Annotated in this window: 17 protein-coding genes and 2 pseudogenes; 4 read left to right on the top strand and 15 right to left on the bottom strand. The window is 72.8% G+C overall.

The window, feature by feature from the left end:
- Nucleotides 1-2 precede the first annotated feature (2 nt).
- Together pdhA (Sm713_RS28605) and Sm713_RS28600 are read right to left on the bottom strand one after the other, a co-directional pair.
- Nucleotides 3-1,232 carry a pyruvate dehydrogenase (acetyl-transferring) E1 component subunit alpha gene (gene pdhA / locus Sm713_RS28605; RefSeq protein ID WP_212912898.1) on the bottom strand — a complete coding sequence of 410 codons (1,230 nt, stop codon included), beginning with the start codon at nt 1,230-1,232 and terminating at the stop codon, nt 3-5.
- A gap of 812 nt (nt 1,233-2,044) precedes the next feature.
- Nucleotides 2,045-3,598, bottom strand: a complete 1,554-nt coding sequence (locus Sm713_RS28600) for a protein kinase (protein ID WP_212912897.1) — start codon at nt 3,596-3,598, stop codon at nt 2,045-2,047.
- Between the two features lie 806 nt (nt 3,599-4,404).
- Between Sm713_RS28600 and Sm713_RS28595 the strand changes: the two genes are divergently transcribed.
- On the top strand, nt 4,405-6,036 hold the full coding sequence (locus Sm713_RS28595; protein ID WP_212912896.1) for a Stk1 family PASTA domain-containing Ser/Thr kinase: 1,632 nt from the start codon (nt 4,405-4,407) through the stop codon (nt 6,034-6,036).
- A 231-nt stretch (nt 6,037-6,267) separates the two neighbouring features.
- On the opposite strand, the gene Sm713_RS28590 is transcribed toward Sm713_RS28595, so the two are convergent.
- The 5 genes and pseudogenes from Sm713_RS28590 to Sm713_RS28570 form a co-directional block, all read right to left on the bottom strand.
- On the bottom strand, nt 6,268-6,813 hold the full coding sequence (locus tag Sm713_RS28590; protein WP_212912895.1) for a bacterial proteasome activator family protein: 546 nt from the start codon (nt 6,811-6,813) through the stop codon (nt 6,268-6,270).
- Nucleotides 6,814-7,034: 221 nt separating this feature from the next.
- Complete coding sequence (locus Sm713_RS28585; RefSeq protein WP_212912894.1) at nt 7,035-8,174, bottom strand: hypothetical protein; 1,140 nt, start codon at nt 8,172-8,174, stop codon at nt 7,035-7,037.
- Nucleotides 8,165-8,335 (bottom strand): hypothetical protein, encoded by a 171-nt coding sequence (locus tag Sm713_RS28580; protein WP_212912893.1) that lies wholly within the window; start codon nt 8,333-8,335, stop codon nt 8,165-8,167. Before Sm713_RS28580 ends, Sm713_RS28585 begins: the two co-directional genes overlap by 10 nt.
- A gap of 289 nt (nt 8,336-8,624) precedes the next feature.
- Nucleotides 8,625-9,602 carry an NAD(P)H-quinone oxidoreductase gene (locus tag Sm713_RS28575; protein WP_212912892.1) on the bottom strand — a complete coding sequence of 326 codons (978 nt, stop codon included), beginning with the start codon at nt 9,600-9,602 and terminating at the stop codon, nt 8,625-8,627.
- Between the two features lie 10 nt (nt 9,603-9,612).
- Nucleotides 9,613-10,314: pseudogene (locus tag Sm713_RS28570) on the bottom strand (TrkA family potassium uptake protein); the annotation flags it as partial.
- 970 nt (nt 10,315-11,284) lie between these two features.
- Between Sm713_RS28570 and Sm713_RS28565 the strand changes: the two are divergent.
- Both Sm713_RS28565 and Sm713_RS28560 read left to right on the top strand, forming a co-directional pair.
- Nucleotides 11,285-11,989, top strand: a complete 705-nt coding sequence (locus tag Sm713_RS28565) for an NPP1 family protein (RefSeq protein WP_249417024.1) — start codon at nt 11,285-11,287, stop codon at nt 11,987-11,989.
- A gap of 305 nt (nt 11,990-12,294) precedes the next feature.
- Nucleotides 12,295-13,461 carry a TrkA family potassium uptake protein gene (locus Sm713_RS28560; RefSeq protein ID WP_212912891.1) on the top strand — a complete coding sequence of 389 codons (1,167 nt, stop codon included), beginning with the start codon at nt 12,295-12,297 and terminating at the stop codon, nt 13,459-13,461.
- A gap of 157 nt (nt 13,462-13,618) precedes the next feature.
- Here Sm713_RS28560 and Sm713_RS28555 read toward each other — a convergent pair whose 3' ends face one another.
- From Sm713_RS28555 to pdhA (Sm713_RS28530), 6 genes and pseudogenes are all read right to left on the bottom strand, one after another.
- A complete protein-coding gene (locus Sm713_RS28555) occupies nt 13,619-15,328 on the bottom strand; it encodes a molybdopterin molybdotransferase MoeA (RefSeq protein WP_212912890.1) in 1,710 nt (569 codons plus the stop codon).
- Nucleotides 15,325-16,287 carry a DUF6457 domain-containing protein gene (locus Sm713_RS41770; RefSeq protein ID WP_374196127.1) on the bottom strand — a complete coding sequence of 321 codons (963 nt, stop codon included), beginning with the start codon at nt 16,285-16,287 and terminating at the stop codon, nt 15,325-15,327. Before Sm713_RS41770 ends, Sm713_RS28555 begins: the two co-directional genes overlap by 4 nt.
- Nucleotides 16,288-16,314: 27 nt before the next feature.
- Nucleotides 16,315-16,713 (bottom strand): annotated as a pseudogene (locus Sm713_RS28545) (molybdenum cofactor guanylyltransferase); the annotation flags it as partial.
- Nucleotides 16,714-16,792: 79 nt separating this feature from the next.
- Nucleotides 16,793-18,643 (bottom strand): 2-oxo acid dehydrogenase subunit E2, encoded by a 1,851-nt coding sequence (locus tag Sm713_RS28540; RefSeq protein ID WP_249416749.1) that lies wholly within the window; start codon nt 18,641-18,643, stop codon nt 16,793-16,795.
- Complete coding sequence (locus tag Sm713_RS28535) at nt 18,643-19,677, bottom strand: alpha-ketoacid dehydrogenase subunit beta (RefSeq protein ID WP_212912889.1); 1,035 nt, start codon at nt 19,675-19,677, stop codon at nt 18,643-18,645. Before Sm713_RS28535 ends, Sm713_RS28540 begins: the two co-directional genes overlap by 1 nt.
- Nucleotides 19,674-20,903: a pyruvate dehydrogenase (acetyl-transferring) E1 component subunit alpha gene (gene pdhA, locus Sm713_RS28530; RefSeq protein WP_212914912.1), complete on the bottom strand. Its 1,230-nt coding sequence runs from the start codon at nt 20,901-20,903 to the stop codon at nt 19,674-19,676. Before pdhA (Sm713_RS28530) ends, Sm713_RS28535 begins: the two co-directional genes overlap by 4 nt.
- Before the next feature lie 506 nt (nt 20,904-21,409).
- On the opposite strand from pdhA (Sm713_RS28530), the gene Sm713_RS28525 reads away from it, so the two are divergent.
- The gene (locus Sm713_RS28525; RefSeq protein ID WP_212914911.1) at nt 21,410-21,925 is read left to right on the top strand and encodes an Lrp/AsnC family transcriptional regulator; all 516 of its coding nucleotides are present in this window, start codon (nt 21,410-21,412) and stop codon (nt 21,923-21,925) included.
- A 193-nt stretch (nt 21,926-22,118) separates the two neighbouring features.
- Here Sm713_RS28525 and Sm713_RS28520 read toward each other — a convergent pair whose 3' ends face one another.
- The gene (locus tag Sm713_RS28520) at nt 22,119-22,709 is read right to left on the bottom strand and encodes a TetR/AcrR family transcriptional regulator (RefSeq protein WP_212912888.1); all 591 of its coding nucleotides are present in this window, start codon (nt 22,707-22,709) and stop codon (nt 22,119-22,121) included.
- Nucleotides 22,706-24,232: a 3-hydroxyacyl-CoA dehydrogenase gene (locus tag Sm713_RS28515; RefSeq protein WP_212912887.1), complete on the bottom strand. Its 1,527-nt coding sequence runs from the start codon at nt 24,230-24,232 to the stop codon at nt 22,706-22,708. Before Sm713_RS28515 ends, Sm713_RS28520 begins: the two co-directional genes overlap by 4 nt.
- Nucleotides 24,233-24,441: the final 209 nt, after the last annotated feature.

Here is a 24,441-nt window from a genome sequence, read left to right as displayed (position 1 = left end):
GATCACCGGCTCCCTTCGGTCGCAGCGGTCTCGTCGGCGTCGGCGAACGACGCCTGGTACGCGGCGAACTGCGCGCGCTCCTCGTCCACGAGCGCGTGGCCGTCCGCGTACACGTGCTCGAACATGGCGAGGTGGTCCGGGTCGGGCATGGACCGCACCACCTCGCGCACTCGCCTGCCCAACGCTTCGCTCTCCGTTTCGAGTTCCGCGAAGAATCCCTCATCAGTGTGGTGTTCCGACTCCAGATGGCTGCGGAGGCGCCCGATCGGGTCCTTCGCCTCCCAGGAGGCGTACTCCTCGGCGTCCCGGTAGCGCGTGGGGTCGTCGTTGGTGGTGTGCGCGCCCATGCGGTAGGTGAAGGCCTCGACGAGCGTGGGGCCCTCGCCGCTGCGGGCCCGCTCCAGCGCCCACTTGGTGACCGCGAGGCAGGCGAGCACGTCGTTGCCGTCGACGCGCACGCCGGGGAAGCCGAAGCCCTGGGCGCGCTGGTACAGCGGCACCCGGGTCTGGCGGGCGGTGGGCTCGGAGATGGCCCACTGGTTGTTCTGGCAGAAGAACACCACGGGGGCGTTGTAGACGGCGGCGAAGGTGAACGCCTCCGCGACGTCGCCCTGGCTGGAGGCGCCGTCGCCGAAGTACGCGATCACGGCGGAGTCCGCGCCGTCCTTGGCGACGCCCATCGCGTAGCCGGTGGCGTGCAGGGCCTGGGAGCCGATGACGATCGTGTAGAGGTGGAAGTTGTTGCTGGCGGGGTCCCAGCCGCCGTGGTTCACCCCGCGGAACATGCCGAGCAGGTTCGTCGGGTCGACGCCGCGGCACCAGGCGACACCGTGCTCGCGGTAGGTCGGGAAGACGTAGTCGTCCTCGCGGGTGGCGCGGCCCGAGCCGATCTGGGCGGCCTCCTGGCCGAGCAGCGAGGCCCACAGACCCAGTTCGCCCTGCCGCTGGAGGACGGTGGCCTCGGCGTCGAAGCGGCGGGTCAGCACCATGTCGCGGTAGAAGCCGCGCAGGTCGTCGGCGGTGAGGTCGGCGATGTACTCGGCGAGCTCCTCGGGCGTGGGGCTGTCCGGGGTGCGGGAGGCCCGCGCGCCGCGGGAGCCCTTCGAGGGGGTGATCCGCCTGCCCTCGGGAGTCAGCAGCTGGATGAGGTCGGGGTCGGGCGCGTCGCCCGGCGGCTTCTTCGCCCCTGTGCTCTTGCGCGGCTTGCGCGCGGCAGTGCTCTCCACGGTCACGTGTGCTCCTCCGTCGTCTCCGGCCCCCGGGATCGCCGGGAACTGGGAACCCCCCGGTCCTGCTGGACCGGAGGGAGCGGCTCGCCCGGACCCGGCCCCGCACGGGGTGGGCGCGACTCGGCCGGGAACAGGCGTGACAGGTGCTCCGGCGAGTCCCTGCAAAAGGCACGTTACCCAGAGCTTCGCACATCTGCGAAACCCCGTCTGACCTGCGATTTTGCTTGGATTTCCAAGTAAAACCCGAGATTCGGACAACGCTGCTGGTCAGGGCTGTGGACCAGCCCGTACTCAGCCTCGCAGGGCGCCGGAACACCGGCACGTTATCCCGCCGACCGGAGCAGCGGAAGAGATCGTGGGAGGACTCCGGCCGCGCCTGCGGGCGCCCGGCGGCCCCATACGCGCGCGTGGCCCCGTGACCGAGCGGTGCGGGTCGTGCCGGCCGCCCGGCGGCCCTACGCGCGCGTGGCCCACGCCCGCCTCACGCTCGGCCTGTGTCCGGTCCGTGGCCGGCTCGTGCTCGGCCCATGGCCGGTTCGTGCCCGGTCCGTGCCGGACGCGGCGCCGCGCCCCCGCAGGCGTGTACGGGTCCGGGGAGGGGGTACCGGTGACCTCCTGGAAGACCACGGGGGAACGGTCACGAAAGACGGGTGCAACGCGCGCGTGGGGGCGCGGTTTCGAACCCTCCGGAAGGACCGGGGCCCGGGGCCCGGCGCTGTGGGGGCGCAGGGGCTCCGGGCCGTAGGAGTGTCCGGGGTTCCGGGCCGTAGGAGTGTCCGGGGTTCCGGGCCGTAGGAGTGTCCGGGGAGCTTCGGTCAGCCCTGTCCGGGGCCGCCGGGTTCGTCCGTGCCGCCGGTGCCGCCCGTCGGGCCGGGCGGCTCGCTGCTCGGCTCGTCACTGGGCGTGGGCGGGTTGTCGGTGGGCTTCTGGGACACCGGGGGCTTCTGGTGGGTCTGCGAGGGGCGGCCGGACGGGGCGGAGTCGCTGGGCGTCGGGTTGCTCTGGTCGCCGCTCGTCTCGGGCGAGGAGGGCGTGAACTCGCTGCCGCCGTCCGAACCGCTGCCGGGCTGCGTGGCGTCGTCCGAGTTCTGGTCGTCCTGGGGCTGGCTGGGCTGCCGGTCGTCGGTGCTCTGCGTGTCGGACGGCGTGTTGTGCGTGGAGGGCGTGTCGGAGCCGCCGCCCGCCTGCTGGAGCGCGAAGACGACGCCCGCGACGACCACCAGGACGGCGAGCACCGCGAACAGCCACGCCTTGGTGTTCCGCCTGCCCCGGCCGCCGTGCCCGTCGCCCGGCCCGCGCGGCGGCATGACCGGGACCTGGGTGGTGCCGTGCTCGCCGGGGTGCGGCAGCGCGGTGGTGCCCGCGAGGCCCATGGCCGGGGTGTTGCCGCCCTCGTGCACGTCGACGGGGCCGGTGTTCCAGGTGCCGGTGTGGCCGCCGTGCTCGTAGAGCATCTGGAGCGCGTACTGCGCGAGGCCGCGCATCTCCTCGGCCGTCTGGAACCGGTCGTCCGGCTCCTTCGCCAGCGAGCGCATCACGAGGCCGTCCAGCTCGGGCGGCACCTCGCCGGAGGTCCGCGACGGCGGCACCGGCGGGTCCTGGACGTGCTGGTAGACCACGGACAGCGGGGTCTCGCCGGTGAACGGCGGGCGGAGCGCGAGAAGTTCGTAGAGCAGGCAGCCCGTCGCGTACAGGTCGGAGCGGTGGTCGACGGTCTTGCCGAGCGCCTGCTCGGGAGAGAGGTACTGGGGCGTGCCCATGACCATGCCGGTCTGGGTCATCGTCTGCTGCGCGCCGTGCAGCGCGCGGGCGATGCCGAAGTCCATCACCTTGACCGCGCCGGTGCTGGTGATGATCACATTCGCGGGCTTGATGTCGCGGTGCACGATGCCGTGCTGGTGGGAGTACGCCAGCGCCTCCAGCACCCCGGAGACGATGATCAGCGCCTGCTCGGGTCCCGGCGCCTCGGCGTTCAGCAGCAGGTCCCGGATCGTGCGGCCCTCGACGAGCTCCATGACGATGTAGGGGACCGTGTTCCCGGCGACGACGTCCTCGCCGGAGTCGTAGACCGCGACCACCGCGTGGTGGTTGAGGCCGGCCACCGACTGCGCCTCGCGCGTGAAGCGGGCCTTGGAGACCGGGTCCTCGGCGAGGTCGGCCCGGAGCAGCTTGACGGCCACCGTGCGGCCGAGGCGGACGTCCTCGGCGGCGAAGACCTCGGCCATGCCGCCGCGGCCGAGTCTGTGTGTCAGCCGGTACCGGCCGTCCCCGATAAGGCCGCCGTTTCCCCACATCTCCGGCGCATCTGACATTCCACCGCCAGTCGCCTCGGGGTCGGACGGGCCCTGGGCGCGCTGCGTCTGTGCCATCTGTCCTCGCCGTCGTTTCTGCCCGCGTCCGTGCGGTGTTGCTCCCGCGACCGCGCGGTGGTTGTTACGGTCCTCCGGGGGTCTCCCACGGGTCACGCTACAGCCTTCACAGCCCCTGCCGTCCCGAGACGGTGCACCCGATGACCGGACCGGGAGCCCGCCGGCGAGCCGACCGCTTGCCCCAGCGCACCGCAAATCCGCCCCGTACCAGCGAAGAGGGCCGTGTGGAGGGCCGCTGGAGGAAGCGACGATCCGGTGGAGGACCGGAGCGTGCCGTTTGCAAACCCGTAAGAAAAGCAAAGAAAAGGGTGCTAAGCCGAAGGAAAGGGAAGGGAAACCGGCCCGTTCCGCCGGTGCCGCGCCGACCGCCCCGAGAGCGGCGCATCGCGTCCCGCGCGGGCGCGCTTGAGCGCCGTGCACGGCGTACTGGGTGTTGCGGGTTCCGGGCGAGCCCCTCAACCTCCGTGAGCACCCATGGACCCCCGTTGGTGAAGCGGCCGTGAGCCCCCGTGAGTCCAGCCGCCGCGAGCCACCGTGAACGGCCGTGAGCCGCCGGGCGCCGCGCCCCGAAGAGGGGGCCCTTGGTGGGCCCTTGGTGGACCCTTGGGGCGCCGCCGCACCCCCGTACCGGCGCCCGTTCTGCCCCTGTAACGCTTCCGCGACGCTTGCCGACCGTAGGGTCACGGAACGGGCATCGAGCTTGACGTGTCAGTGCCCTCGGGCAGACTTGGCCGGGAATAAGGGGTTCGATCACAGTCGCGGAGCGCCCGAGCTGCTGCCGCACGCGCCAATGGGGGAAGCAGAACATGAGCCAGGACGGCGCACAGGGCCGGTATGCGGGGCGTGCCATCGCGGGCGGGCGGTACCAGCTCCGCGACCTGCTCGGCGAGGGCGGCATGGCCTCCGTGCACCTGGCGTACGACGCCGTGCTGGACCGCCAGGTCGCCATCAAGACCCTGCACACGGAGCTGGGCCGCGAGCAGGCGTTCCGCGAGCGGTTCCGCCGCGAGGCGCAGGCAGTGGCGAAGCTCACGCACACCAACATCGTCTCGGTCTTCGACACCGGCGAGGACGTCCTCGAAGGCGTCGGCGCCACCCCGTACATCGTCATGGAGTACATCGAGGGCCGCCCGCTCGGCTCGGTCCTCGAAGAGGACATACGGCAGTACGGCGCGATGCCCGCCGACAAGGCCCTGAAGATCACCGGCGACGTCCTCGCGGCGCTGGAGATCAGCCACGAGATGGGCCTCGTGCACCGGGACATCAAGCCGGGCAACGTGATGATGACCAAGCGCCACGTCGTCAAGGTCATGGACTTCGGCATCGCGCGCGCCATGCAGTCCGGCGTCACCTCGATGACCCAGACCGGCATGGTCGTCGGCACCCCCCAGTACCTCTCGCCCGAACAGGCCCTCGGCCGCGGCGTCGACGCCCGCTCCGACCTCTACTCGGTCGGCATCATGCTCTTCCAGCTGGTCACCGGCCGGCTCCCGTTCGACGCCGACTCCCCGCTGGCGATCGCGTACGCGCACGTGCAGGAGGAGCCGGTCGCGCCGTCCTCGATCAACCGCTCGCTGCCCCCGGCGGTGGACGCGCTGGTCGCCCGCGCGCTGCGGAAGAACCCGAACGAACGCTTCCCGAGCGCCGAGACGATGCGCGACGAGTGCCTGCGCGTCGCGCAGTCGCTCCAGCCCTCCGCACCGAGCATCGTGCCGGGCGCACCGTCGGCGAGCGGGCAGGGTGTGGGCTCCGCGGTCTTCCCGCCCGTCGACCAGGGCACCCCGGCACCCACGGGGCCCGTCCAGACCCCGTACCAGCCCGGTCCGTACGGCGCCCCCGGCGCGGGGTACGGCTACCCGCAGCAGGGCGGCTACCAGACCCCGACGCCGTCCGTGGGGGCCCCGGGCGGTCCGGGCATGTACGGCGGGCAGACCCCGCCACCGTACACCCAGCCGATGGGTGCGCAGGCCGGCGCCCCCAAGGGCGCGCGCAAGAGCAGCACGTGGGTGGTCGTCGTCTGCGTCGCCCTCGCGGTGCTCAGCATCGGCGGCCTGGTCACGGCCCTCACGCTCAACCACAACAACGATGACGGTGACGGTGGCAAGGGCGGCGCCCAGGCGGGCAAGACCGCGTCGGCGGTCCCGGGACACCGCGGCCCGGACCTGACGAAGACCATCGACACCGACAAGTGCACCGACCCGCAGGAGTCGTACAACGACCCCGACAAGGTCCAGATGCCGGACTTCCAGTTCAGGAACTGGAAGTCCGTCCAGGCGTGCCTCCAGGCCGCCGGGTGGCACTACACGACGACCATGGTCGACGAGAACGTCTACGGCCAGGACTCGGTCATGCACCAGTTCCCGGAGGCGGGCACGGACGTCGACCCGAAGAACCCGGGCAGCATCCAGCTCGACATATCCACCGGCAACCCGGCGTGAGCGTGAGCCGCTCGGCGTGAGCGTGAGCCGCTCGGCGTGAGAAACACTCGACATGAGGGGCCGGTCGGCGTGACAAGCCACCGGACATGAGGGGCCACTCGATGTGGGGGCCTACTCGGTGTGACGGGCCCCGCCGGTGTGAGGGGCGCTTGTCGTGAGGTCGGTGCGGGCGCCCTGTGCGCCGGGGGCGCGTCTCAGGGGGCTCCGGGAGCCCCCTGAGCGACGTGCTGCCTACAGGTACGGGCCGCCCGAGCGGCCGCCGGTGCGCTGCTCGTCGCCGTCCTCGCCGGCGGGGACGACGCCGGGCGGCAGCGCGCGGCGCATCTGCTCGAGCTGGGCGCGCGCGGCCATCTGCTGGGCGAACAGCGTGGTCTGGATCCCGTGGAAGAGGCCTTCGAGCCAGCCGACCAACTGGGCCTGCGCGATGCGCAGTTCCGCATCGGTGGGCGTGGTGCCGTCGGTGAACGGCAGGGAGATGCGCTCCAGCTCCTCCACCAGCTCCGGCGCCAGACCGTCCTCGAGCTCCTTCACGGAACTGGAGTGGATCTCCTTGAGGCGCTGCCGGCTCGCTTCGTCGAGGGGAGCGGCACGCACCTCCTCCAGGAGCTGCTTGATCATGCTGCCGATGCGCATGACCTTGGCGGGCTGCTCCACCTGATCCGTAACCGAGACCTCGCGGGAGTCCTCGTTGTCTCCGCCGCCGAGCGCCATCCCGTCCTGGCCCACTACCAGAACCTTGGGGCTCTCCTGCGACCTTTCGTTCCTCGGCTTCTCCATACAGCCATTGTCTCCCATACCCCCACCGGCCGGGGCGCCAGCCCCTCCACGATCTCGCTGCATTCACCACCTACATGCGCAGGTCATGGTTCGTGCCGGCGGCCGGGCCGGATCCGCACGCCGGGGCAGGGCGTACTGGCGCGCGGTGAACGGGAGGGGGTGCTCGGGGCGCGAAGAGGGGGTTTCCGTGCGCCGCGCCCCTACTCCTTACTCCTTACTCCCTACTCCCTGCGCAGCCGTACGCCCAGGAAGCCGATGCCCAGGCCGATCAGCAGGAGGCCGGCTCCGAACGAGAGCAGCCCGGACGTCGATGCCCTGACCCGGACGCGGTCCGTGCTGTCTCCGGCGGCGTCGACGTCGCGCCGGGTCCGGTGGTCGCTGGCCGTCCGGTTGCCGTCCCGTTGTGCGTTGCGTTCGGCGTTCCGTTCAGTGGCGCCGCGGCGGTCCGCGGGTGTCCGGTCCTGCTTCGGGAAGGAGTCCTCCGCCTTTCCGGGGCCCCCGCCTTCCCGGTCGCGTCCGGATCCCGGCGCGGACGGGTCCGCGGGCGCCCGACGCTCGGGGGACTGCCGGGTCTCCGGGTTCCCATGTCCGCGGTGCTCTCCGTGCGCCCGGTGCTCGGCGGCGGAGCCGGGGGGTGCCGGCTGGCGGTCGGACGCGTCCCTGCCGTCGCGGCCTGCCCCGTCTCGGCCGGTCATGTCCCGGCCGACCCCATCTCGACCGATCCCGTCCCGGCCTGCCCCGTCGCGGGTGGCGCCCTGGTGCCGGTCGCCGGGGCTCCCGTCACGGGCCCGGTCCGGGTCCTCATTGCGGTCGTGGTGGCGTTCCTTCCAGGGGTGGTGCCCCTGCGCGTCGGAACGCCGGTTCCCGTCCTCGTCGCCCTGCTCGCCCGCGCCGCCGGGGCCTCCGGTCCGCGGACCGGAGTGGCGCGCGGGTGCGTCGCCGGGGGCGGCGTCGTCCCGGACGCCTCCGCCGCCGAGGGGCTCGCGGTCGGAGCGGGGGCCGGCCGGGTCGACGTCGGTGAGCGGGGAGCCGTTCCCGATGCGTCGCGGGTCCCCGGCGGGCTCCTGAGCGGTGGGAGCGGTACGCGCGGCCGTGGCGAGCCCGTCTCCCGTCGTGGGGCGCGACCATCGCAGGGCGGCCAGGTCGCCGCCGCGGGCGTGCGCTCGCGCGATTCCCGGGTCTCGCTCAGCCCGGAGTCCCTGGTCGCCGGCCGGCACCGCGGTCATCGCCGCGCTGGCCGAGACGGGGGCCATGTCGGAGCCCACGCGGTACTCGGCGCTTCCCCCGCTCCCCCCGCTCCCCGTCGCGGCGCCGTACGCGGGGAGGGCCTGCCAGAGCAGCGCGCCGAGCGTCAGGAGCACGGCGAGCGTCCGGGGCCCGATCCGTCCCGGTAGGCGACCCCCAGGGGCCTCGCCCAGCTCATCCGGCTCACCGGGTCCATCCGGCCCACCGGGCCCACCCGGTCCACCCGGTCCACCCGGTCCACCGCCCAGGTGAGGCATCCGATCCTCACGGACTGCACGGCGCTTACGGAACCTGCTGAACCGCGGAGCCACCGGCGTGACCCCCTCCCGGGAGGAGCCTCAAGACGTACGCCAATAAGCGTTACATGGCTGGACAATCCCGGCATCTTGTGGGCTGGGTGGGCCGGAGGTCCCGCGTCCGACGCCCGAGGGGCCGGACGGCCGCGTGGTCCGCGGCCGTCCGGCCCCTCGTATCGCGGTGGGGAAGTGCTGAGGGGAAGTGCTGAATGCTGAATGGAGAGGCGCCGATACGCCCGCGCGCCTACAGCGCCCGCAGGTCCTTCGCGCCTACAGCGTCAGCAGCACCTTGCCCACGTGCCCGCTCTCCTCCAGCACCCGGTGCGCGGCCGGCGCCTCGTTCATCGGCAGGGTGCGGTCGATGACGGGCCGTACCTGACCGGTGCCGATCAGCGGCCAGACGTGCTCCCGCACCGCGGCGACGATCGCCGCCTTCTCGGACACGGGGCGCCCGCGGAGCGAGGTCGCCGTGACCGCGGCACGCTTGCCGAGCAGCGCGCCGAGGTTCAGCTCGCCCTTGGCCCCGCCCTGGAGACCGATGATCGCGAGGCGGCCGTTCACCGCGAGCGCCTTCACGTTCCGTTCGAGGTACTTCGCGCCCATGATGTCGAGGATCACGTCGGCGCCCGCGTCGTCGGTGGCCTTGTGCAGTTCGGCCACGAAGTCCTGCTCGCGGTAGTTGATCAGCACGTCCGCGCCGAGTTCCGCGCAGCGCTCCAGCTTCTCCGCGCTGCCCGCCGTGACGACGACCCGCGCGCCGACCGCCTTGGCCAGCTGGATCGCCATGGTGCCGACCCCGCTGGAACCGCCGTGCACCAGCAGGACCTCGCCCGGACGCAGGTGGGCGACCATGAAGACGTTCGACCAGACCGTGCAGGCCACCTCGGGCAGCGCCGCCGCCTCGACCAGGCTCGTGCCCGGGGGCACGGGGAGCAGCTGCCCGCTGGGCACGACGGTCTTCTCCGCGTACCCGCCGCCCGCGAGCAGCGCGCACACCTCGTCGCCGACCGCCCAGCCGGACACGCCGGGGCCGATCGCGGCGATGCGGCCCGCGCATTCGAGACCCGGGTACGGCAGGGAGCCGAGCGGGGGATCGTAGAAGCCCTGCCGCTGGAGGATGTCGGCACGGTTGACCGCGCTGGCCACCACCTCCACCAGCACTTCGCCCTCACCGGGCACCGGATCGGGGACCTCCGCCCACACGAGCGCGTCAGGACCACCGGGTTTGGGAATCGTGATCGCATGCATGAGGGGGACGCTACCCCCCGGCGCCCCGGCCGGACGTGCGCATGGGGCCCACCGTGTGCACGGGCTCCTCGGCGGCGGGGGCGGCACGGACGATGGTGATCAAGCGGTCGGTCAGCTGGAGGCTGCCGACGGCGGGGTCGTCGTACCCCAGCACCCGGTGCCCCCGGATCACGCTCACGACCAGGTCGTCGGTCTCCCGGGCGCTCCGTCCCGCCTCGGCCTTGACCACCGGGCGCTCGACGAGGTCGAGCCCGCTGCCCTGCTGGATGAGGTCCTCCATGACCATGCCCGCGCTCGGGCTGAGCACCGAGAGGCCGAGCAGGCGGCCGGCCGCGCCCGCACTGACGATCACCGCGTCGGCGCCGGACTGCCGGAGCAGGGGCGCGTTCTCCTCCTCGCGCACCGCCGCCACGATCTTCGCGCCGGCGTTGAGCTGGCGCGCCGTCAGGGTGACCAGCACCGCCGTGTCGTCTCGCTGGGTGGCGATGATGATCCGCCGCGCCCGCTGCGCCTCGGCGCGCAGCAGGACGTCACTGCGGGTGGCGTCGCCGACGACGCCGGCGAACCCGGCGGCCGTCGCCGCCTCGACGGCCTTGCCGCTGGGGTCGACGACCACCACCTGCTGCTCCTTCAGGCCGGTGGCACGCACGGTCTGGATCGCCGAGCGGCCCTTGGTGCCGAAGCCGACGACGACGGTGTGGTCACGCACGGATCCTCCAGCGGAGCGGCGGGGGCGACCGGTGAGCGAGGTGCTTCCGGTGCGGCGGTAGGCAGTCAGTCAGTACGGCAGTCAGTCAGTACGGCGAGGGCGGTCTCGGTGCGGACGAGGGGCGCCCTCCCGAAACACGGCGATTCGGACATTCGGACACGGACTTGGGCGCGACCATGGGAACGGACACCCGCCTTCGCGCCACGTCTTGCGGGAACGTGCCCGCTCAACGGCCCCCGAAATCCCTGGGGGAGCGTCCGTTCCGCGATCCGTTTCCTACGGGCCATGAGTCCACCGGATTCCCCGACGACCCACCGGCTTCCCGACGACCCACGGGCCTCGCCACGGGCCCACCCGCCTCACCACGGGCCCGTCGACCTCACCACAGACCCACCGGCCTCACCACGGGCCCGTCGACCTCACCACAGACCCACCGGCCTCACCACAGACCCGTCGACCTCGCCACGGGGCACGTCGGCCTCCGCAATGCGTCCGCCCTCCCCCGGACGCCTCTCCTCTCCCGAACACGGGCCGTCCCCGAATGCCGAACGGAAAGCTTCTCCAGCGTTCAGGTATTTTTGCAGCGGTGTTTAATTATCCCGGTTTTTCCATCTCGGCAGATCTCACGGTATATCCGGAATGCCTTTTTCCACTCATCTTTTGACCACTGCATTTGCTTGCGCCACACCGCTCTCGCAGCTAATTTGATGGCGCGTCACCGGAAATCCTGCGCCGTGAGACCCATGTCCAGAATTCCGGCGCAACAAGGACATTCCGTTGCACTGAAACCCCCACCGAACAGGCGCATGGAATTCATACGGGGTCCGCGCGCCGTATGTGTTGCTGAGGAGCTGGTGTGCGCAGCCTGATGTCATCGACGACCAATACCGGGAATTCGTCGGACCGCCCCGGACGCCGGGGAAGAGTCGGCCGGTCCCTGCTCGTGAGCACGATCGGCGCCGCGGCCCTGGTCATGGCCGTCCCGGCCATCGCGAGCGCGAACGTCCTCCAGCCCCTGCCGCAGAACGCCGACGGCCTGGAGCAGACGTTCTCCCCCGCGTACGACTACGACGGCGACGGCTGCTACGCCACCGCCGCGATCGCCCCCGACGGCACCCTCAACCCGGGCCTGAAGCTGGGCGGCGACGTGAACGGGCACTGCCACGACCAGGCCCAGCTCGACGCCGCCAACACCTACTCGCGCGAGAAGTGCAACAACGACTGGTGCGCCGTCGTCTACGCCAGCTACTTCGAGAAGGACCAGGCGACCCTGGGCCCCGCGGCCATCGGCCACACCCACGACTGGGAGCACGTCGTGGTGTGGATCAACAACAACCAGGTGCAGTACGTCTCGGTGTCCCAGCACTCGGGCTACCAGGTGGCGGCCAGTTCCTCGGTGCGCTTCGACGGCACCCACCCGAAGATCGTTTACCACAAGGACGGCGTCTCCACGCACGACTTCCGGTTCGCCAACAACAACGACGAGCCCCCGGAGAACGCCACCGGCGGCTGGTTCTACCCCCGTCTCGTGGGGTGGAACGGCTACCCGTCCGGGCTGCGCGACAAGCTCATGAACGCCGATTTCGGTGACGCCACCATCAAAATCAACGACGCCCGCTTCAACGACGCGCTGAACAACTCGAAGCCCTCGGGAATCCCCTTCGACCCGAACGCCTGAGCAGGTCCGGACCGGCCCGGCCCGGACCTGCGCCGAGCCATGCTGACGCCGACCTGAAGCGCACAGGGACCGCCGGCCCACCCCGGCGCTTGGCGAGCTTTCCTCGATTGACGAGGTGTCCTCACTCGACGAGTCAACGTGTCCCCGCTTGACGAGGCGTCAAGGAGCCCTCCGCCGACCACGCGGAGGGCTCCTTCATGCGCACGATCTTCCCTTTTCGTGAGCACGATCTTCCGCACCCGTACTTCTTCCGCGACCATGGTCACCGTGCTGATCCACACGACCATGGCCGCGGGGAGCGAGCGATGAGGGACGGCGACCGCGCATCCCTCAGGGAGAACCGGACTGACCGGGCGAACCGAACGGACCGGGCGCAACGGGCGGACCGGGCGGACCGGCTGTCGATCGTCCGGTCGCTCTGGCACAGAGAGCGCTCCAACGCGCACGAGGCCGAGGCCGGACGGACCATCACCCTGCCGGTGGAGATCACCCCACCCCTCCAGCAGGTGCTTCGCCGCCTGTCGATGGCCCTGCTGCTCCTCGTCCTCACCACGTTCCTCGTCTGGATCGACCGGGCCGGCTACAACGACAACTCCGACGGCAGCGTGGACCTGCTGGACGCCGCGTACTACTCGACCGTCACCCTCTCCACCACCGGTTACGGCGACATCACCCCCGTCAGCGACGGGGCCCGGCTCACCAACATCCTCGCCATCACACCGCTGCGCGTCCTGTTCCTGATCATCCTGGTCGGCACCACGCTGGAGGTGCTCACCGAACGCACCCGCCAGCAGGTGCGGGTGCACCGCTGGCGCTCCCGGATGCGCGACCACGTCGTCGTGGTCGGCTACGGAACCAAGGGGCGCCACGCCGTGGAGACGCTGATCGGGCAGGGAATCGCCAGGAACCGGATCGTGGTCGTCGACGCCCAGCGCAAGGCCGTCGAGGCGGCGGCCAACGACGGCCTGGTCGCCGTCCTCGGCGACGCCAGCCGTACCGACACCCTGCGCCGGGCCGAACTGCCCAGCGCCGCCCAGGTGATCGTCGCCCCACAGCGCGACGACACCGCCACGCTGGTCACCCTCACGGCCCGCCAGCTGAACAGGCGCGCCACCATCGTCGCCGCGGTCCGCGAGGACGAGAACGTGCCCCTGCTCAAGCAGAGCGGCGCCACCACCGTCATCAGCAGTTCCAGCTCCGCCGGGCGCCTGCTGGGTGTCTCCATGGCCAGTTCCCATGCGGCCAGCGCCCTGGAGTCGTTGATGACCAAGGGCAGCAGGCTGGAACTGGTGGAACGCCCGGTGGCCAACGACGAGGTCGGGACCTCCCCGCGCGGCTGCGCCGATCTCGTGGTGGCCGTCGTACGCCGCAAGCGGGTACTGGACTACACCGATCCCGAGGCCGCGACACTTCAGAGAGCGGACCGGGTGATCACGATCAGGAGGTCGCTGTTCGGCACGGATGGGGGCTGAGGTGGCGGGTGGGAGCTGATGAGGGCTGAGGGGTGCTGGTAGCAGGCTGGTGGATGTCTGGGGCGCGACGCCAGGAGCGTGTCAGTGCTTGACAGCCGCGTGGACCGGGTGTTTCACGTGAAACACCCGACGTCACCAACGACGATCGGCCCTCCGATCAGCTCTCTCCGGCCTCCCGGGCCGCGGTTCCGCCGCGCGCCCAGGGCAGGTCCAGGATGTCCAGCTCATCCCCTGCCTCCGCACCACCGGGCGGGACGACGGCCAGGGCGTCGGCCTCGGCCACGCCGCGGAGCATCGCGGGCCCGTTGAAGTGCAGCGGCAGCGCATCGCCGCGGCTGAGGGTCACGGGCACCAGGCGAGTGTCCCGCGGATGCCCCTGGACCGCGTCCCGGACCACGGCCGTATGCCCCGGCGACCAGGCGCCCACGGCCTCCCGCCCGCGGTCCGGGGACTGCCGGTACCAGGAGTGGCCGGACGAGTAGGAGGACCGTGACGACGAGGGCGGGGGAGACGCCGGCGACGAGAGTCCCGGGTCGCCGAGGCCCCGGAGCGCGCGGATCAGGGGCTCGGCGAGGGTGAGCAGGCCGGAGACGGCGGCGAGCGGGTTGCCGGGGAGGCCGACCAGGTGCTGGTGCTCCCCGGTGCGGGCCAGCAGCATCGGGTGACCGGGGCGCACCGCGACCCCGTCCACGAGGAGTTCGGCACGGATCCGCTGGAGCGTGGGGTGCACATGGTCGACCGGGCCCGAGGCCGTGCCGCCCGTGGTGACCAGCAGGTCCGCCCGGGAACCGGAAACGGCCCGGTACAGCGCCCGGGCGTCGTCGCCGAGCCTGCTGACGGCGGTGACCTCGACGCCGAGGGCACGGAGCCAGTGCGGCAGCATGGGGCCGAGGGCGTCGCGGATCAGCCCGTCGTGCGGCAGGCCCTCCGTCAGCAGCTCGTCGCCCAGGATCAGCACCTCGACCCGCGGCCTGCGTACCGTCGGCAACTCGTCGTACCCGGCCGCCGCCGCGAGTCCCAGCACCGCCGGGGTGATCACGACACCGCCCGGCAGCAACCGGTCGCCCTTGCGGCACTCCTGTCCGCGCGGCCGGATGTCCTGGCCGTGCACCACCTCGCGGGTCGCGTAGAGCCGGCCCCGGTGGTCGGCGTGGCCGTGCTCGCTGCGGATGACGGCGGTCGCGTCGTGCGGGATGGGGGCGCCGGTCGCGATCCGGACGGCGTTGCCGTCGCCCAGGAGTCCCGGTCCGCCGTGGCCGGCGAGCAGTCCAACAGCGTCCCGGGCGGTCGCGAACGCCCTGTCGGGTGCGGCGGCCCCGCCGTCCTCGCCCACCAGGAGCCAGGGCCCCGGGCCCGCCACGGCCCAGCCGTCCATGGCCGAACTGTCGAACGACGGCAGATCCGTGAGCGCGATCAACGGCGCCGCCGTCACCAGCCCGAGCGCCGCGTCGAGGCCCGTCCACCCGGCGCCCGGCACAGCCTCCGGCTCGTCGGCCTTGCCCACGGGCGGGTGGGCGGCTCGCCCGCCCGGACCCGGTCCCCCGGGCGCACCGGCCTCTTCGGAGCGCGGGGTACGGGCGAGGTGCTGGTCCCGGCCCGCCCGTGCCGCGATGGCACGGGCCTCGGGCCAGGAGGTGGCGTCGTGGTGGTGATCGTGGTGCTGCTCGTGGTGGTGCTGGTGGCCGGGGGAGGTCGTCCGTGGTGCCTGAGACACCTGGGACGCCTGAGGGAAGGTCTGGTGGCCGCCCGGGGTGGTGGGGTGCCCAGGCCCGGACTGTGATCCCGCCGGGGTCTGGCCCCCCGGGGTCGCGTACCCCGGGGCGGCCGGGCGCCCCTGGGGGCTCCGGGGGGCGGAACGGCCGGTCATCCCGCCTCCGGTTTCTCGGGCCGGTCCCCGTCCTTCTCGGGTCGGTCCTCGTCCTCCCAGCGGACAGCGAGCGCGGCCGCCTTGCGGGTCGCCTCGGCGACCGCCTCACGGCCACCGCCGTTCAGTGCGGCTGCGTAGCCGACGAGGAAGGACGTCAGCGGCGCCGCGGGCCTGGCCACACCGTGCGCCACGTCGCGGGTGAGGTCGAGCAGGAGGCCCGTGTCGACATCCAGATCGAGGCCGAGCTCATCCTTGACTGCGGTCATCCATTCATCCAGCACGTGCCCATGCTCCCTGATCCGTGATCGCGCGGTGGCAATGTCATCCCAGGTGTCGCAGTCGAACGACGCTACCGGGTCGGACATTCGTGTGAGGGAAAGTTCCGCGGTGAGCAGCCGCAACGGCAGCCCCGTCAGACCGCCGTGTTCGGCCGCGAGCAGCGCGATCTCACGCCGCAGCGGCTCACTCAGATAGGCCCCGACCAGCGGCTGTTCCCGCCCCCCGGCGTCCACGAGCAGCACGCCCTCGGGGCGCGGAAATCTGCCGTGTGCGCCATGTGCGCCGTGAGCTCCGTGTGTGCCACCACCGTCGGCGGCTCGATCGCGCTCGCCGGCGCCCGGGCGTGTCCCGGTCCGCCTGCCCGGAGGGGGCTTTCCCTCCGAAGCGGGCCCGCCACTCGGAGCAGGTACGTCACTCGGGGCGGGCGCTTCACTCGGGGCGGGCCCGCCACTCGGGGCAGGGGCTTCACTCAGGGCCGGCACTCGGCCAGGAGCGGGCTCTCCACGCGTGGCGCTCCCGCCGGCGGTACCCGTGCCTTCGCCCCCACCGGGCCGACCGACGCCACCGGGCCAACCGGCCCCATCAGCCCTGTCGGCGTCTGCACCGCCACCGGCATCCTCACCGCCACCGGCCTCCGCATCGTCACCGGCGTCCTCACCGCTCTCGGGGAGTGCCGTCAGCAGTTGGCGTACCGTCTGTTCGCCGAGGAACGGGAGGTCAGCGGAGAGCACGACGACGCGGTCGGCCGTGGTGCGGCGCAGGCCGGCGTGGAGTGCCGCGAGGGGGCCGCCGCCACGGGGCTCTTCCAAGGTCCACTGCACCGCCCGCAGCGTGGGCCTGCGAGCGCCGACGACCACGGTGGTGGCCGCACCGGCGCAGGCGGCCAGGACACGGTCGAGCAGCGACCGGCCGCCCACGCTCACTCCCGGTTTGTCCGCCCCTCCGAGCCGCCGGGCCGCGCCGCCCGCCAGAACGACGGCGTCGAAGACGGGCCAGGACGCCCCGGCATCCGCACTCCCGGGCTCGGGCACGGCCGCCCCGGGAGCGCCACCCCCGTCGGCTGCGGAGCCCGGCTCACCCGCGGGCTCGGGCGCATACGCGGTCATCCCCCGAGTATGAGTGCCCGAGCGATCTTTGCCACCCCCACGCAGACCCCCAACCGGTCGAAACCCGCCTCACATCCCGTCACAGGGTGCGCAGCAACACCGCAGGCTGCTCCACGCACTCGGTGACGAAGCGGAGGAAGCCGGCCGCCGTGCCGCCGTCGCACACCCGGTGGTCGAACGTGAGCGAGAGCTGCACCACCTGGCGCACCGCCAGCTCCCCCTCGTGCACCCAGGGTTTGGGGGTGATCCTGCCGACGCCGAGCATGGCCGCCTCGGGGTGGTTGATGATCGGGGTGGATCCGTCGACACCGAACACGCCGTAGTTGTTCAACGTGAAGGTGCCGCCGGTGAGTTCTGCCGGGCTGAGGGTGCCCGCGCGTGCGGCGTCGGTCAGCCGCGCCAGTTCGACGCTCAGCGACTCCGCGTCCCGGCCCTGGGCGTCCCGCACCACCGGCACCACCAGGCCCCGGTCGGTCTGTGCCGCGAAGCCCAGGTGCACGTCATCGAAGCGGACGATCTCGCGTGCCTCCGCATCCACCGTGGAGTTGAGCTCCGGGTGCCGGGCCAGCGCGGCGGTGCATATCCGCGCGAAGAGCGCCAGGACGGAGATCTTCGGCCCCGCTACGGCGTTCATCGCGGCCCGTGCCGCCAGGAGCTCCGTCGCGTCGGCGTCGACCCAGCAGGTCGCCTCGGGGATCTCGCGACGGCTGCGGGCCATCTTCTCGGCGACCGCGCCCCGCACGCCGCGCAACGGGATCCGCTCCCCGGAGCGCGCCTCTGGGCGGGAGCGGCTGCCCGTGTCCCCGCCCGCCGCCTGACCAGCACTGACCGTCTGCCCCGCGCCGACCGTCTGCCCGGTGGGCGTGGCCCGGTCGGGGGGCTCTGCCTGGGACGGGGGCCGGCCCGCGGGAGCGGACGGGGCTGTGGGCGCCGGCCGCGTGGGGGCCGTGCGGGAAGTCTCGGGCGCCCGGGTACCGGCGGCGGCCCGGACCGCGTACTCCACGTCGGCCCGCAGGATCAGCCCGTCGGGCCCTGATCCGGCCAGCTCGCGCAGGTCGAGACCGTGATCGCGGGCCAGCTTGCGCACCAGCGGCGAGATGACCGGGACCGGGCCCCTGTTCTGCGCCGGCTCCGGCGGACGCACCCTGCGCCGGCGCGCCGGCGCGGCTGCCGTGCCATATCCGACGAGGACGTTGCCGGAGCTCTCCTCTGCGCCCGACGACGGGCGCCCCGACTCCCGGCCGGCGGGCTCGGCGGGCTCGGCCTGCCGGGTACCGGTGGCGTCCGCGGTCGTCCTGGCCCGGCCGCCATCCGCAGCGTTTGCCGCTTCTCCCTGCGGGCTGTCCGCGGTGTCCTGGGTGGGCCGCCCGCCGTTCTCCGAGGTGTCCGGCGCCTGCGCTGCGCCGTGGTCGGCGGGCGTCCGGCCGGCACCGGAGCCCGGCCGGTCCGCGGCCGGCGCGGCACGCCCGGCGTCCTTGTCACGCCGGGCCTGCTCGGAGTCCGCGAGGCCACGGGAAGCGGAATCGGCCCGCTCGCCCGCCTCGGTCCGCCCGCCGTGCTCGGCCCGCTCGGCTCCGCCCGCGCCCGGAGCGCCCGCTCCGAACCCGGAAACCTGCGCCGGCACCCGGGTGCCCCCCGCGGCCGTGCCGGGCCTCGCGCCGTCGGCCGGCGGGCCCACCGCGACGGTCAGCAGCGGGGCGCCCACGGGCAGCTCGGTGCCCTCCTCGCCGAAGCGGGCCGTGACCACACCGCCATAGGGGCAGGGCACCTCGACCATGGCCTTGGCGGTCTCCACCTCGACCACGGGCTGGTCGACCGCGACGAAATCGCCGACCTCCACCAGCCAGCGGACGATCTCGGCCTCGGTGAGCCCCTCCCCCAGGTCGGGCAGCCTGAACTCCAGGCTGTGCATGTCAAAGGCCTGACTCATCAGCCCTCAGCCTCCCACTGCAGTCGCGCCACCGCGTCCAGGATCCGGTCGACCCCGGGCATATGGTGCCGCTCCAGCATCGGCGGCGGATAGGGGATGTCGAAGCCTGCCACCCGCAGAACCGGAGCTTCCAGATGGTGGAAGCAGCGCTCCGTGACCCGCGCGGCGATCTCCCCGCCCGGGCCGCCGAAGCCGCCGGACTCGTGCACCACGACCGCCCGCCCGGTGCGCCGCACCGACGCACAGACCGTCTCGTCGTCGAACGGCACCAGGGAGCGCAGGTCGACGACTTCCAGGTCCCACCCCTCGGCCCGGGCCGCCTCGGCCGTCTCCAGGCAGACGGGCAGCGAAGGGCCGTAGGTGATGAGCGTGGCGCTGCGGCCCCTGCGGCGCACGACCGCGCGGCCGATGGGTTCAACGGACGGCGGATCGCTCGGGTTCCACTCCGCCTTGGACCAGTAGAGGCGCTTGGGCTCCAGGAACACCACGGGGTCGTCGGAGGCGATGGCGGCCCGCAGCAGCCCGTAGGCGTCGGCGACCGTGGCGGGAGTGACCACGTGGAGTCCGGGGGTGGCCATGTAGTACGCCTCGGAGGAGTCGCTGTGGTGCTCCACACCGCCGATGCCGCCGCCGTACGGGATCCGGACGGTGATCGGCAGCGGCATGCCGCCCTTGGTGCGGTTCCTCATCCGGGCGACGTGCGAGACGAGTTGCTCGAACGACGGGTACGCGAACGCGTCGAACTGCATCTCCACGACCGGCCGCAGCCCGTACATCGCCATGCCGACCGCCGTGCCCAGGATGCCCGCCTCCGCGAGAGGGGTGTCCGTGCAGCGGTCGTCGCCGAACTCCTTTGCCAGGCCGTCCGTGATCCGGAAGACGCCGCCCAGGGTGCCGACGTCCTCGCCCATCACGTGGACGGAGGGGTCCTCAGCCATGGCGTCCCGCAGCGCCCGGCCGAGCGCCTGCGCCATGGTCGCCGGCTTCACGGCCCGCTCCGCGGGCGCGGAGCCGGTGGTCTCCGCGGTGATCATCGCTCCGTCCCCTCCGCGCCGGTGCCGGACGCGTCCGTGCCGGTGCCGGGCCGGCTGTCGCCCGCCGCCGCGGGGGCGCCGGTTGCCTGGGCCGGGACGCCGGCCGCCGGGCCTTCCGCCTCGGCCGCCAGCTCGGCGCGCAACTGTGCTGCCTGCTCCCTGAGCTGGCCCGTCTGCTCGGCGAAGACGTGCGTGAACAGTTCCATCGGGTCCAGCACCGGTTCTTCGTTCATGTGCGCGCGCAGGGCGGCCGCCATCGCCTCGGCCTCGTCGCGCACGGCCGCCTTCCCCGCCTCGTCCAGCAGCCCGCGCTCGGTCAGCTCGCGCTCCATGAGGGCGATGGGATCGTGCGCCCGCCAGGCCGTGACCTCGTCGTCGGCGCGGTAGCGGGTGGCGTCGTCGGCGTTCGTGTGTGCTTCCAGGCGGTAGGTGACCGCTTCGACGAGGGTGGGGCCGCCGCCCTCGCGCGCGCGGCGCACGGCCTCGGCCAGGACCTGGTGCACGGCGAGCGCGTCGTTGCCGTCCACCAGGCGGCCCGGCATGCCGTAGCCGACGGCCTTGTGGGCCAGCGACGGCGCCGCGGTCTGCTTGGCGAGCGGCACGGAGATGGCGAAGCCGTTGTTCTGCACCAGGAAGACCACGGGGGCCTGCCAGACGGCGGCGAAGTTGAGCGCCTCGTGAAAGTCGCCCTCGCTGGTGCCGCCGTCGCCGACCATGGCCAGGGCCACGACGTCGTCGCCCTTGAGGCGGGCCGCGTGGGCGACGCCCACCGCGTGCGGGAGCTGGGTGGCGAGGGGGGTGCACAGCGGGGCGATGCGGTGCTCTCGCGGGTCGTAGCCGGTATGCCAGTCGCCGCGCAGCAGCGAGAGCGCCTGCGCCGGGTCCAGGCCGCGGGCCACGGCGGCGAGCGTGTCCCGGTAGCTGGGGAAGAGCCAGTCCCGCTCTTCGAGCACCAGCGCGGCGGCCACCTCGCAGGCCTCCTGCCCGGTGCTCGACGGGTAGACGGCCAGCCGGCCCTGGCGGGTGAGCGCGGTGGCCTGCGTGTTGTACCTGCGGCCGCGGACCAGGTGGGCGTAGAGAGCCCGGAGCAGGGCCGGGTCGGCCTCCCGGACGGCGTCCGTTCCCAGGGCGCGGTACGGGGTCGGCTCGGGCAGCAGGGGGGCGGGGTCGGTCCGCGGCTGCCAGGCCGGCGGCGGAGTCGGCCGGTACGCGTCGCGCTGCTCCATGACGGGCGTGCTGTGCCTTTTCACCGCGTGCACCTCCTCGTGAACGTGTCTCCTCGTGGGAGCGGTGGAGGCATGTGGGATGCGCCACGCCTCACCAACCGATTGTTCGGTCGAGGACGCATTTTGGCTACAGGCACCCCCAGCCTGTGGACAAACGGTTCTCCACAGCCTGAGATGGATGCAGGCCGTCCATGCTAGGGAGGCAGGAGGACGTGGCAGCTGAACGAATGGCCCAGGACAACGCGGGGGCGCGCGGCGCGGCGGCTTCGCAACGGCAGGAGCCGACGGGGAGCGCGCAGGAAGGGCCAGCGCGAGAGAACGCGCCTCAGGCGCCTGCTCGTGCGCCAGATGCACCGGGCCGGACGTCGGACAGCCCGGCCCGGACGTCGGACAACCCTGCCCGACCGTCGGACAACCCGGGCCGGTCATCCGAGGCCCCCGGACGCTCGGCGGAGAGTCCGGGCCCCTCCTCGGAGAGTTCGGGCCGGTCGGCGGAGAGCCCGGGCATCGCGCGGCCCAGGCGCCCCGAAGGCGCGCCGCGCCCGGACGAGGGCGCCGCGCAGCAGTTGCCGCCGCCACGGCCCCTGGACGCCATCGACCGCGACATCCTCCAGATGCTCCAGGCGGACGGCCGCGCCTCGATAAGGTCCGTGGCCGAGCGGGTCCACGTCTCCCGCGCCAACGCATACGCCCGTATCAACCGGCTCATCGAGGACGGCGTCATCCGCGGCTTCGGCGCCCGCATCCACCATGAGCGGGCGGGGCACGGCGCCTCCGCCTACATCACGTTGAAGATCGTGCAGAACACCTGGCGTACGGTGCGCGACCAGCTCGCCGCGCTGCCGGGTGCCTCCCACATCGCCCTGGTCAGCGGCGACTTCGACGTCCTGCTGCTGGTGCACACCCCGGACAACAGAGCGCTGCGCGAGCTCGTCCTCACCAAGCTCCAGTCCATTCCCGAAGTGCTCAGCACCCGCACGCTGCTGGTGTTCGAGGAAGAGGACCTGGAGCAGGAGATCTGACCGGGGAGCGGGAGCACCGGCAGGTGGCGGGGCGCGCCGGGGAGCGGGTGGCACCGGCGGCAGCCGGCGCGAGAGCCGCTGGAACGCCGGCTTCGGTACCGGAGGGCGCCGTCCCGGCAAAGGGAAGTCCCGGCAGTCCCGCCAAAGGGAATCCCGGCCGGGGAAGGCCCTCGCGCGGGGCGCCCCGCCGTCCTCAGTCCTCGCCGCGCAGCCCCGCGAACACCAGGCGGACCACGGTGTCGGCGAGCCGGCCGTCGCCTCCGTCGCGGCTCTCCGGCCGGTACCACTCCACGATCGAGTTGATCATCCCGAAGACCAGCCGGGTGGCCAGCCGGACCTCGACGTCGCCGCGGACGTCGCCGTCGGCCGCGGCTTCTTTGAGGAGCGCGGCGACCTGGTGGTCGAAGTCCCGGCGCCGTTCGAGCGCCCAGCGCTCCGTGGCGGTGTTCCCGCGCACCCGCAGCAGCAGCGTGACGTAGGGCAGTTCGGCCGTGAGCACCTGGACCATGCGCCGCGTGACGTACTCGAGCCGCTCCACGGCGCGCCCCACGCGCGCGTGCTCCTCGTCGAGGATCCCGAAGAGCCCGTCGAGGGCGCGGCTGACGGCCCGCCGCAGCAGCTCCTCCTTGCCCGACACGTGGTGGTATATCGACGACTTGGAGATGCCCGCTGCCCTGGACAGGTGCTCCATGGAGGTGCCGTCGTAACCGCGTTCGTTGAAGACGGTGACCGCGACCGCGAGCAGCGATTCCGGCGTGTAGGTGTCGCGCTTCGCGGCGGTCATGAGAGCCCCTGCTTGTAGGCGAGATCCGAGCGGTGCGTGAGCGCCGGGCATGCTCCGTAGCGCCCGCCGGGATAGGTGGCGTGCAGATTCTGCAGGGTCCGCCACGCCCAGCGTGCCCCCAGCTCGTCGCACCACTCCAGGGGCCCGCGCGGGTAGTTGACGCCCAGCTTCATGGCGGTGTCGATGTCGGCGCGGTCCGCCACGCCGCGTGCCTCGGCGTCCACGGCGAAGTCGATCAGCATGGCGACCGTGCGCCCCACGATCATTCCGGGGGTGTCGGCGACGACGCTGACCGTCTTGCCGAGCTTCTGGAAGAGGCCTATCGCCGCGCGGACGTCGAGGAGGTCGGCGTCGGCGCCCGGGGCGAGTGCCACGCGCGTGCAGGTGTGGTAGTCCAGCGCCAGGTCCAGGCGGATGGCGGGGCCCTCGAAGTCGCCGGTGGCGGTCCTCCCGTCGGTGACGGTGATCCGGGTGCCCTTGGGGAGGACGAGGGAGGTCTCCGAGGCGGCCGGCACTCCGGCTCGGGTGGTGCGCACGCCGGCCTCGGCCAGCAGCTCGACGACCGCCGCCATCGGGCCTGAGGGCCCGGGCTGAACGCCGACCTCGGCGGGCGCCTCGCAGGGCTCCGCGGTGGCCGGCCGGGCGGGCTCGGCGTCCGGCGCGTGGTCGTACCAGCCGCGCCCAGACTTGCGGCCGAGCCTGCCGGACTCCACCAGGCGGCGCTGCGCCGGGGACGGGGTGAACCTGGGGTCGTGGAAGAAGGACTCCCACACGGAGCGCGTGACGGCTTCGTTGACGTCCTGTCCGATGAGGTCGGTCAGCTCGAACGGGCCCATGCGGAAGCCGCCGCTCTCCCGCAGCACGGCGTCGATGGTGGCGGGATCGGCGGCCCGCTCCTCGTGCAGGCGGAAGGCCTCCGCGTAGAACGGGCGGGCGATGCGATTGACGATGAAGCCGGGGGTATCAGCACAGCGGACCGGGGTCTTGCCCCAGACCGCCGCGGTGTCATACGCGCGCGTGGCCGACGACTCGTCGGTGGCGACGCCGGAGACGACCTCGACGAGCGGCAGCAGGGGAGCCGGGTTGAAGAAGTGCAGGCCGACGAGCCGGCCGGGACGGCGCAGCGCGCCGCCGATGGCGGTGACGGAGAGGGACGACGTGTTGGTGGCGAGCAGGCAGGTGTCGCCGACGGTCTCTTCCAGCTCGCGGAAGAGCGCCTGCTTGGCGTCGAGCCGCTCGACGACCGCCTCGACCACCAGGCCGGCGCCGGCCAGCGCGGGCAGGTCCCGCGCCGTGTCCAGGCGGGCCAGCGCGGCGTCCCGGTCGGACGCCGTCAGGCGGCCCTTGTCGACCAGGCGGGCCAGCCGGGCGGCGATGGCCTCCGCGGCGTCCTCGGCACGGTCCGGCACCGCGTCATGGAGCAGTACGGGGTGGCCCGCCAGCAGCGCGACCTGGGCGATGCCCTGGCCCATGGTGCCGCTGCCGACCACCGCGACTGTGCTTGTCAGGTCGAGTGCCGTCATGCTCGCGATCCTCCCGCACCGGGTTTTCCACAGGTTCGCCGGACCCCTCTTGTACCGACCGATCGTTCGGTTACTCTAACCCTGTCCGCCCCATCGCCGCTCATGATCCCGTAACGGCGATCCCGAACCGCGGCGCTCCGCGCCCCCCGATCCTGCCCTACCCAGCCCGCCGGTTCGACGAGGACCGGTGCGAGGAGGAGTTGGTCCCT

The organism is Streptomyces sp. TS71-3 (assembly GCF_018327685.1).
Classification (GTDB): domain Bacteria; phylum Actinomycetota; class Actinomycetes; order Streptomycetales; family Streptomycetaceae; genus Streptomyces.
Note: the sequence above shows the minus strand (reverse complement) of the source record. Positions and strands in the feature narration are given on the sequence as shown.